Below are 9,403 nucleotides of genomic sequence, written 5' to 3' on the forward strand. Positions count from 1 at the left end.
GTATTATCTTCTTTTGTTGCTACCTCTTCGGTATTATCTTCTTTTGTTGCTACCTCTTCGGTATTATCTTCTTTTGTTGCTACCTCTTCGGTATTATCTTCTTTTGTTGTTACATCTTCTGTACTTTCTTCTGTTGATGTTGTAGCAGTTTCATTAGATGAGTCAATTTTTTGATTATTTTTGTCATTATCATTCTCTATACTATTTAGAGAAGTATTTTCCATATGATTTTCTTCAGCTGCTTTTGCCTCATCGTCAGCGTGACCAAAAATCAATGTAGCACCAACTAATATTGAAGCTGTTCCTACAGTGAATTTTCTTATGGAGTACTTATTTAACTTATTCGAAATAAAATCCAATCTCTTGTTAATAGGACCTTGTCTTCTTTTACTCATAATTACCTCCTAATAATTAAATTATTCACATTTCAAAATGTAAAATACATATAATATTATATGTAAATACACTTCTAGCATAGTGCATTTTATCATTTAACACAATACTTTTTAAAATTTTTACAATAAAAAAATAAATATTAGGTCATACAATAGATAGGTATCTTTAATCTTTTTAAGTCAATTCAATTGATCAAGTGATAATTATCTCCAAATGATATACAATCTTTCTCGTTAAACAAAAAAAGAGCGATATCTATCACTCTTTAAACTAGTTTCTTCCTTTATAAATGTGTTTTTTAACATTATTATAATTTATTTTAAATGTTCGTACGGACTGTTATTGACAAATGATACGATTTGATCAACAAATAATTTTGCACGCAACTGAAATTGGTCATCATCAAGATATAATGTACCATCGTCAAGTTTACTGTAGTCTGAGTCATGTGTTGCAATTTGTGTAGGTACAGCAATACCTAATAAACTACGAACAATGACACGTAAATGTGAGAGTGGTTCTGAACTTACGATACCGCCACTGTTACCTATTAATCCTACTGGTTTCATTTTGACATAATCCATATTGATATGATCTAATGCATTTTTTAAGATGCCAGAATATGACCCATGATAATTAGGAGTTCCAAGTACTAAGAAGTCTGCTGCCATTACTTTTTCTTGAAAATCTTTAATATTGGTTTTAATTTCATCGATAGACGGCGTTGTCCCAGAAAAGTCTAATTGATTCAATGGGCGTTCTGCTAAATCATAAATATCAACATCTAAATCATGTGTATCAAACTGTCCCACTAAATATTTAGCTAACGCATTTGTATGTGAGCCAACTTTGGCACTACCAACAATTATAAGTCCTTTCATTTCTACTATACACCTCTTAATATTAATTATTTTCTTCTTTCAATAACTTCATTATGGCTTTCCCAACACCACTATTTTCATTTGTGTCCGTTACATATTTAGCAACTGCTTTAACTTCAGGCATAGCGTTTTCTACTGCAACAGGATAACCAACACGCTCTAGCATTGATACGTCATTCAAGTTATCGCCTAAAGCCATAACGTCTTTTAAATCAATGTTTAATTGATTAGCAATAGACTCTAACGCGATTCCTTTTTGCGCGTCAGAATGTGTAATCTCAAGATTTCCGCGTGAAGATGATGAAATGGCTAAACTTGGAATAGCTGAAAGTTCTACTCCAATGGCATTAATTTTCTCTAAATCCGGATTAAAAGCTAACACTTTCATGATTAATTCGCCCGGGATATCTTCAATTTCTTCATAACTATTTACAACTTTTAATGTCCCATTATTTATGCGCTTTTGAATACCTTGTTTAATCTTTTCAACATCCGCTTCTTGTCCTGCTTGTTTAGCAATATCTAAGTAAATATCTAAATCTTTGGTTGGATCTTCTGTATAAATCCCTCTATTAGTATAAATTTGATAATATACATCATTTTTATCTAGAATTGATTTAATGCGTTCCACTAATTCATGATTTAAATTAGACGTATTCATAATATTAAATGATTCATCACGTACTTCTGCACCATTTAAACAAATATATGGTACGCTTAAATCTGTCTCAGCTACAGGTGTATTTGCCTCATAAAATGCACGACCTGTCGCAATGGCAACTGTTATCCCTTGTGATTGTGCATATTTTATTGCATCAACATTTTCTTGAGAAATTTCATGTGCAGCATTTAACAATGTACCATCCATATCTGTTGCTATTAATTTAATCATACAGTTACCTCGTTTCATTCTCTTAACTAATTGCTATTTATCTTTAAAAAAACATCTTAAAGTTAAAATTTAAAATCTCAACTTGAACACTTAATTCACGTGTATTATTTTAACAAATATAGCTCAATTTGTACGCTTACATGTTCCCTTTAGACTTCTTTAATCGTAGCTCACGGAAGAAGTTTCGTAATAAATCACCACATTCTTGCTCAAGTACGCCTTTAATAACTTCAGCTCTATGATTAAATCGAGATTCTTCTAATAGATTCATCAAGCTACCACTACATCCACCTTTAGAATCAGTAGCGCCGTATACCACTTTAGGAATTCTACTCATCACAATGGCACCGGCACACATGACGCACGGTTCAAGTGTCACATATAATTTGCATTCTTCTAAACGCCAACTTCCAACTACTTTTGAAGCACGTTCAATAGCGATATGTTCTGCGTGAGCCGTAGGAAGCTGCGCAGTTTCTCTTAAGTTATGTGCGCTTGCTATGACTTCATTGTTTTTAACTATGATTGCGCCTATAGGAACTTCTCCAAGTTTTTGAGCTTTTTTAGCTTCTTCAATCGCTAATTTCATGTAATATTCATCATTTGCCATGTGTGTTATACCTCACTTATGATACAATACTCATTGTCTATTTTAACATTTGGAGATGTGATTATGAACAAACCATTTATCGCAATTGAGGGGCCAATTGGTGTAGGTAAATCTTCCCTAACTCATAAGCTTAGCCAGACATTAAATTACTATGAAGAAAAAGAAATAATTGATGAAAATCCATTTTTATCTGACTTCTACGATGATATTTCTAAATGGAGTTTTCAAACAGAAATGTTTTTCCTCTGTAATCGATATAAACAGGCAAAAGATATCGCTAAAATGACTCAAGGTGTTGTTAGCGATTATCATATTTATAAAAATAAAATTTTCGCTCGTAACACGTTGAGTAATAATGAATTTGATAAATTTGATCGCATTTTCGATATTTTAACTGAAGATCTTGAAATGCCTAACATGATTATTTTCTTAGATGCTGATTTGGATGTTCTGAAACAAAGAATAGCTCAACGTAATCGTAGTTTTGAACATCATATTGAGGATGACTATTTATTGAATCTCAAAGAAGATTATTTAACATTTTATAATGCCATGAAAAGTGAAGGCGCGAATGTCGTCTTAATTAATACAAGTGAAATTGATTTTGTTAAAAATGACTCAGATTATCAATCAATTTTAGAAAAAATAAGACCTATGATAGGAGCAATTGAACATGAATAATTATAAAGTACCTCAAAACGCAATAATCACCATTGCTGGTACCGTTGGTGTTGGGAAATCGACATTGACACAGGCTTTAGCTGACAAATTGAATTTTAAAACCTCTTTTGAAAATGTTGATCATAATCCTTATCTAGATAAATTTTATGATGACTTTGAACGTTGGAGTTTCCACTTACAAATCTACTTTTTAGCAGAACGTTTTAAAGAACAAAAACGTATGTTTGAATATGGTGGTGGATTCATTCAAGATCGCTCTATTTATGAAGATGTTGATATTTTCGCGAAAATGCATGAAGAACAAGGTACTATGAATGAAGATGATTTTAAAACATATTCTGAGTTGTTCAATGCAATGGTAATGACACCTTACTTCCCTAAACCTGATGTATTAATTTATCTTGAGTGCGACTACAATGAAGTAATTGAGCGTATCAAAGCACGTGGTCGTGATATGGAAATTAATACGGATCCTGAGTATTGGCAAAAGTTATTCAAACGTTATGATGACTGGATAAATAACTTTAATGCCTGTCCGGTCGTGCGCGTTAACATAAACGAATATGATATTCATGAAAACCTAGACTCTTTAGACCCAATTATTGATAAAATTGCTCATGTAATTAATACTTATCGCAAGGTAGATAATCGTTAACATAAACAAACGCTACACATTTCAAACTCATTGTGTAGCGTTTTTACATTTTTTACCTTATTTGTTTTCAATATATTGTTTTAAGACTTCGGGCACACTCACAGCTGTCTCTATTATCACATCAGCATCTACTAACTCTTCTTTTTTAGCTATACCAGTAAGCACACCAATTGCTAAACCTAATTCAGCATTAACCTTTGTTTTCATGTCGTTATTAGTGTCTCCTACTATAACTACATCTTCAGGTTCGACATCATAAGAATCAAACAGTGGATTTAATACTGCTGGATTTGGCTTTTCCGCTGCATGTGATTCTGTAGAGATAACTAAGTCGAAAGCGTCTTTAGAATTGGTATCTTCAAGAAATTGCAATACCCCTTTTCGTGAATCACTTGTAACAATTCCAATTTTATAGCCGTCTTTTTTTAAAGATTGAATCATATCATACACACCATCAATCCAGTTGTTCTCTGGCACACGTGTATCAACAAGCTCCTGGCTCGTATTACGTGTCCAAGTTGAGACATCTTTACCAACAACGTTATTGAAAGCTTTAATCATTTCATCTAGTGACCCTGACCCCATTACAGAATCAGGAACGATGGCATTATCAAGAACACCTAATTGGCGATGTGCAACTTCTTTATCAGCTACTGGGTATTCCTCTAAAAGACTATCCACTAATCTTATACCAATTTTCTCCCAACTCTTATCAAATTCTATTAAAGTCCCGTCTTTATCAAATAATATCCATTTCATTTACATAGCACTCCTGTGAATTATGATTATTAACCATTATATTGTAATACAAATTCTTATCTTAGACTTAATAACACGATTTATTATTCCATCTTCCAATTATTCAGTATATGTATCTAGTAGGCGTTTACCTTGATATATAACCATACCAGTTTTCAATTTTTTAAATCCAGCCTTTTGATAAAATTCTAAATTATCGATAGTTGAGATTAAATGGATACATGAAAGTGACCCTATTTCCTTAAGAATGTGTTTAAACATATGCATACCAATTTGATTATTTTGAAAATTTTTATTAACAACTAAGTCATAAATAGCTGCATTGAATACACCATCTGATAATGCTCTAGCAAAACCAATGACTTTATTATCATAAATTGCTAAGACTACGTGCGTACTATTCTCGAAAATTTTTCGTATCTTATCTTTATCATGTTTTAACCAACCAACTGATTGATATGTTTCGTAAATTGAATCAATATAGCTTTCATCGAAATAAGTAATTAGTTTAAATTTCATTCAATCCCCCCAATCATCTTTATATTTTATTATACAAACTTATTTAATATCTTTTAAGTTTCAAAAATACGCGAACCAATACCGTTTCATTTATCATTTGCCTACGTTGATTTAATTGAGTGAAATTTATGATTGTGTAATTTAAAAACCGATATAAATAATTCACCCCGAAAATTAGACTTTTAATCTAACACCGGGGTGATTTTTCTTTATAAAAATATTTATTTAGGTTCACCGTGTACTAAAATGCTACTAATAAAGTCAAACGCTTTTTTTATGAAACCGAATACGTCTGTCATTGGATTCCACTCCTTCATTAATATTTGAATTACATTTTTATTGTAAGCGCCTGAGGATAAATTTGGCGTTTATTGCGTAATTGCTCATTAATGTTGCGTATTTGTATGTTTAAATATTTCAATTTGTATTGTTTTGCATAGAAAGCAATTCTTGTACGTAACTATCCTTCACCTCGTAAACAACAGGATTACTTTTTAACTGTATTAATTTGCTTTCATATTTTTTTATTACTTCATTAACTTTATTTCTTGAATATCCTGCGATATCTTTGACTCCTTTAATAGTAATTCTAGAATATTTACTTCCAAAAATTTTATCTTGAAGTAATATAAAGAGAACATCTGAATCATTTTTATTCAATCCTTGTTGATCAAGTGCCTGTGCAAGTCTTTTAATTATTTCTGTATTATTTTCAAACGTTTCTATTATATTATTTTGTCCTTCAATAAGTAATTGCATCATATCATCAATGAAATTTGTTATTTCACCTTTATTAAAGTAATCAGATGCTTCTTGAAATGCCTTATAATATTTATTTTTATTGTGATTTACGACGTATGAAAAAGTGAGTGCTGTAAATGAATCCAAGTTATCATTAAGCAATTTAGCTAAAATATATCTTCCTACTCTTCCATTTCCATCATAAAACGGATGAATGTATTCAAACATGTAATGACTAGCTAGAATTTTATAAATATCTGGTGCTTCGTAATGTTTAATAAAACTTAAAAAGATAGTTAGATATTCAAAAATTTCTGGTTCATTAAATTCATTTCTGTGAATCCATTTACTTTTAGCATTGTCATATACACCAATAGAATTTTTTCTAAACAAATTTCCATCTGGTAAATCTTTTTCTAGAATTTCAGAAGGCACAATTAAATCAAAGATATTACGTATATCTGTAATTGAGTTAATTTCAACATCATCATTTTCAATCATAATATATTGGTTTACTAATCCATCAAAACGCTTATTCTCACCTTTAGTTTTGTTTAAAGACGCAGCTATTTCTTTTTTCGTACTTTTTATATTTTCAATTTTATTTGTACTTTGGATTTAATTGATTAATAAATGTTTAATATATACTTCATTCGCAACTTTAGGCAATTCTGAGGAAAGTTGCTTAATTCTATCTGAGTTTTTTAAGACCTTTTCAAGATTAATACCTAATGATCGATTTAGAACAAAGAATAGAGGATACTCTACGTCTCTTTGTTGTTTCTCGTCCTGAATTGGATGGATTATAAAATCGGTAACATAACTTGAATAACTATTTAACCGCATATTATATTCTGTATCTACATTATCCCAACCATACATATGAAAAAGCTTTTTTAATGATTTGTACTCCACAAGGTACACCTTCTTACTTATCATATATTTAAATATGATATTTATGAATGATTATATTATATATAATCCGTTCTTCTTTTAAAAACAATATTCTTAACTTTAAAAATCACTATACTCAAGATGAAACATAGTTAAAAAATTAATTATGTTAAATAGTCATTTTTATAAGTATACTAATCATCATTGAATATTCCTTCTATATTTTCAGTAGATATACATTTTAATATAAAAACACCTGTCATAGTAACAGGTGTCTAAGCTAAGATAAATCCAAATAAATTATTTCTTTCTATCGTTTAGTAACTTAAGTAACACAAATGTAGTAGCTATATTTAAAAAGACATTAATCATACCAAAATTAATAAATAAGCTAGTCCATAGACATATCACTAATAAAATCGCAATTATTCTCATATATTTACAATAAGTTCCTTTCCTAAAAACATCAATTTTTAGTATGAAACTATAAATGGTTTTATAAATAATTCTTAATGTAAAAAGTGCTATACAATTTAAGTTGGTTAATAAAAAAACTTTACTTATCAACGCTTATTTTTAATCTTTATTATTTTTATATAACATCCATATATTACTTGCTCACACTTTTTTCAAAAACCAAATCTTATCTCTACATAAAATTCCATTTTCGTATATTTTATCATTATAATTTCTTTCGAAGAACCCAATTTCTACTCCAATCATTCTGAAACCTGCTTTTTGATAAAAAGCAATTTGATCAATACTAGAATTGCCTGTCCCCACAATGATCTCTTTGTATCCTTTTTGTTTTGCATAATCAAACAAATGTAATAATAATTTTTTACCAATACCGTGACTTTGTTTATTTTCACTAACAGCTATGTTGACTAATTCAACCTTATCTATATTAATTTCTTTTAACACATAACAACCTAATATTACTGAACCATCTTTATAAATAAAGCATTCTCCACTCTGAAGGTATTCTAAAATTAATTTCATAGACGGATCAGCCAACAACAGTAAATCAAATGGTGCATCTTCAATAGAGTCCAATTTTTCAAACATAAATATCCCTACTTTTCAAAAATAGAATTTATTCTTAGTTATTTAATTTTTATCGATTTATAGACTTCTAATTAATATAAATAGCTTCATAAATTTAAATTACCCCTAAGTAAGAAATAATTTGCACTTACCAACTATTTCTATAATAATAAGCTATCCACCCTTACATGTTATTCTCAATTTGAGAATTCATATGTTTTCTTTAGCATCTTTTAGACTATTTTTATATTTCAATATTAACATCCATGCTAATATCTTTATTTTTCTCATATGTTTTACATTAATTAAAATTCAAGATATTTTATAGCTTAATATACAATTTTCGACACTAACCTTTTATGAAAAGATATTACTTCGCTATTCTTAATAAACACATTTAACACAAACCACATCGCTAAATTAATATATTAGTTCAATTCATATTCTAATTTTAGTCTCTCCATTATTGACTTTAACGTTACGTAATAGATTATGTTTTAGTTATACCAAAGAAATGGAGGAAGATTTGAAATGGATTATTATCAAATGCCAATGTTTAATAAGATACTAGTCAGTGACATTCAAAAAGCAGCGAAGTGGTATGAAAAAAACCTAGGATTTAACAGTGTATTTAAATTTAGAAATGATAAAAATGAGGTTTTAATGGAGCATCTGAGATTGGAGAAGTATCAAGATATCATGCTAATTTCTAGTGATGACTTTGAAGTTGGTAATGCAACATACTTGAATATTTTAGTTAAAGATATTAATAACTTAGAGAAACACATAACTTCACAATTTATTGTGGAACAACTTGAAGAAAAACCATGGAACGCTAAAGAAATGACTATAAAAGACTTAGACGGTCACTTATTAACACTTTCACATTCAAATATAACTGATAAAGATTTTCAAAAATTAATGAAAAAAAACTTCAAGTAATTTCTAAATCTTTAATTGATAATTAAACGTAGTTAAGCGACTTCTGAGAGATTTAGAATTATTGATAAACGTAAGTGCTCACACACTTAAGTAAATAGTTCTAAGATAGATTACGAAGTGTAGTTGTGAAGACTCCTATGTTGCTTATCTATCTAAAAACTATTTTACAAGACCGCGGCTCGACCCAGCCCCCTAAGCAAGCATCACAACAGAATGAGTAAATGTTCATCAAAGAATTTCTTTAGAGAATTACAGGCTGAAGCTGTATCCTAAAAAACGAGCCAACAATACGAAATATCGTAAATAAATAGAGTCCGGGACATAAAGTTCTTGGATAAGTGAAAAAAGACAATTTCTATTGAAATAATATAGAAATTGTCTTTTTT

12 protein-coding genes are annotated in these 9,403 nt (G+C 29.6%); 3 read left to right on the top strand and 9 right to left on the bottom strand.

Annotated elements, in window-relative coordinates:
- The 4 genes from AC1RRU_RS12115 to tadA all read right to left on the bottom strand — a co-directional run.
- A partial coding sequence (locus tag AC1RRU_RS12115; protein WP_493196598.1) for a YSIRK-type signal peptide-containing protein occupies positions 1-395 on the bottom strand: 395 nt, incomplete at its 3' end.
- A 315-nt stretch (positions 396-710) separates the two neighbouring features.
- Entirely contained in the window at positions 711-1,277 is a 567-nt protein-coding gene (locus AC1RRU_RS12120) for an NADPH-dependent FMN reductase (RefSeq protein WP_011276686.1), read from the bottom strand.
- Positions 1,278-1,299: 22 nt separating this feature from the next.
- Positions 1,300-2,169, bottom strand: a complete 870-nt coding sequence (locus AC1RRU_RS12125; protein WP_070581366.1) for a Cof-type HAD-IIB family hydrolase — start codon at positions 2,167-2,169, stop codon at positions 1,300-1,302.
- A gap of 136 nt (positions 2,170-2,305) precedes the next feature.
- Positions 2,306-2,779, bottom strand: coding sequence for a tRNA adenosine(34) deaminase TadA (tadA, locus tag AC1RRU_RS12130; RefSeq protein ID WP_070581365.1), 474 nt, complete (start codon positions 2,777-2,779; stop codon positions 2,306-2,308).
- Positions 2,780-2,842: 63 nt separating this feature from the next.
- Between tadA and AC1RRU_RS12135 the strand changes: the two genes are divergently transcribed.
- Positions 2,843-3,460: a deoxynucleoside kinase gene (locus AC1RRU_RS12135; protein ID WP_053017854.1), complete on the top strand. Its 618-nt coding sequence runs from the start codon at positions 2,843-2,845 to the stop codon at positions 3,458-3,460.
- Positions 3,453-4,115 (top strand): deoxynucleoside kinase, encoded by a 663-nt coding sequence (locus AC1RRU_RS12140; RefSeq protein WP_049395837.1) that lies wholly within the window; start codon positions 3,453-3,455, stop codon positions 4,113-4,115. Before AC1RRU_RS12135 ends, AC1RRU_RS12140 begins: the two co-directional genes overlap by 8 nt.
- Positions 4,116-4,172: 57 nt before the next feature.
- Here the strand turns inward: AC1RRU_RS12140 and AC1RRU_RS12145 are convergent, their stop codons facing one another.
- From AC1RRU_RS12145 to AC1RRU_RS12165, 5 genes are all read right to left on the bottom strand, one after another.
- Positions 4,173-4,874 (bottom strand): HAD family hydrolase, encoded by a 702-nt coding sequence (locus tag AC1RRU_RS12145; RefSeq protein WP_070855367.1) that lies wholly within the window; start codon positions 4,872-4,874, stop codon positions 4,173-4,175.
- A 99-nt stretch (positions 4,875-4,973) separates the two neighbouring features.
- A complete protein-coding gene (locus AC1RRU_RS12150) occupies positions 4,974-5,393 on the bottom strand; it encodes a GNAT family N-acetyltransferase (protein WP_046464904.1) in 420 nt (139 codons plus the stop codon).
- Positions 5,394-5,810: 417 nt separating this feature from the next.
- The gene (locus tag AC1RRU_RS12155) at positions 5,811-6,635 is read right to left on the bottom strand and encodes a Fic family protein (RefSeq protein WP_048668201.1); all 825 of its coding nucleotides are present in this window, start codon (positions 6,633-6,635) and stop codon (positions 5,811-5,813) included.
- A gap of 117 nt (positions 6,636-6,752) precedes the next feature.
- Positions 6,753-7,049, bottom strand: coding sequence for a hypothetical protein (locus AC1RRU_RS12160; RefSeq protein WP_011276695.1), 297 nt, complete (start codon positions 7,047-7,049; stop codon positions 6,753-6,755).
- Between the two features lie 597 nt (positions 7,050-7,646).
- Positions 7,647-8,096, bottom strand: coding sequence for a GNAT family N-acetyltransferase (locus AC1RRU_RS12165; protein ID WP_011276697.1), 450 nt, complete (start codon positions 8,094-8,096; stop codon positions 7,647-7,649).
- A 510-nt stretch (positions 8,097-8,606) separates the two neighbouring features.
- On the opposite strand from AC1RRU_RS12165, the gene AC1RRU_RS12170 reads away from it, so the two are divergent.
- The gene (locus tag AC1RRU_RS12170; protein WP_046464902.1) at positions 8,607-9,017 is read left to right on the top strand and encodes a VOC family protein; all 411 of its coding nucleotides are present in this window, start codon (positions 8,607-8,609) and stop codon (positions 9,015-9,017) included.
- Positions 9,018-9,403 lie beyond the last annotated feature (386 nt).

The sequence above is a fragment of the Staphylococcus sp. GW821-FHT11H10 genome, from assembly GCF_058807855.1.

Excerpts from the sequence above, each read along its gene's own strand:
- AC1RRU_RS12120 (WP_011276686.1), bottom strand. The coding sequence starts at position 1,277 with ATGAAAGGACTTATAATTGTTGGTAGTGCCAAAGTTGGCTCACATACA.
- AC1RRU_RS12125 (WP_070581366.1), bottom strand. The coding sequence starts at position 2,169 with ATGATTAAATTAATAGCAACAGATATGGATGGTACATTGTTAAATGCT.
- tadA (WP_070581365.1), bottom strand. The coding sequence starts at position 2,779 with ATGGCAAATGATGAATATTACATGAAATTAGCGATTGAAGAAGCTAAA.
- AC1RRU_RS12135 (WP_053017854.1), top strand. The coding sequence starts at position 2,843 with ATGAACAAACCATTTATCGCAATTGAGGGGCCAATTGGTGTAGGTAAA.
- AC1RRU_RS12140 (WP_049395837.1), top strand. The coding sequence starts at position 3,453 with ATGAATAATTATAAAGTACCTCAAAACGCAATAATCACCATTGCTGGT.
- AC1RRU_RS12145 (WP_070855367.1), bottom strand. The coding sequence starts at position 4,874 with ATGAAATGGATATTATTTGATAAAGACGGGACTTTAATAGAATTTGAT.
- AC1RRU_RS12150 (WP_046464904.1), bottom strand. The coding sequence starts at position 5,393 with ATGAAATTTAAACTAATTACTTATTTCGATGAAAGCTATATTGATTCA.
- AC1RRU_RS12155 (WP_048668201.1), bottom strand. The coding sequence starts at position 6,635 with ATGATTGAAAATGATGATGTTGAAATTAACTCAATTACAGATATACGT.
- AC1RRU_RS12165 (WP_011276697.1), bottom strand. The coding sequence starts at position 8,096 with ATGTTTGAAAAATTGGACTCTATTGAAGATGCACCATTTGATTTACTG.
- AC1RRU_RS12170 (WP_046464902.1), top strand. The coding sequence starts at position 8,607 with ATGGATTATTATCAAATGCCAATGTTTAATAAGATACTAGTCAGTGAC.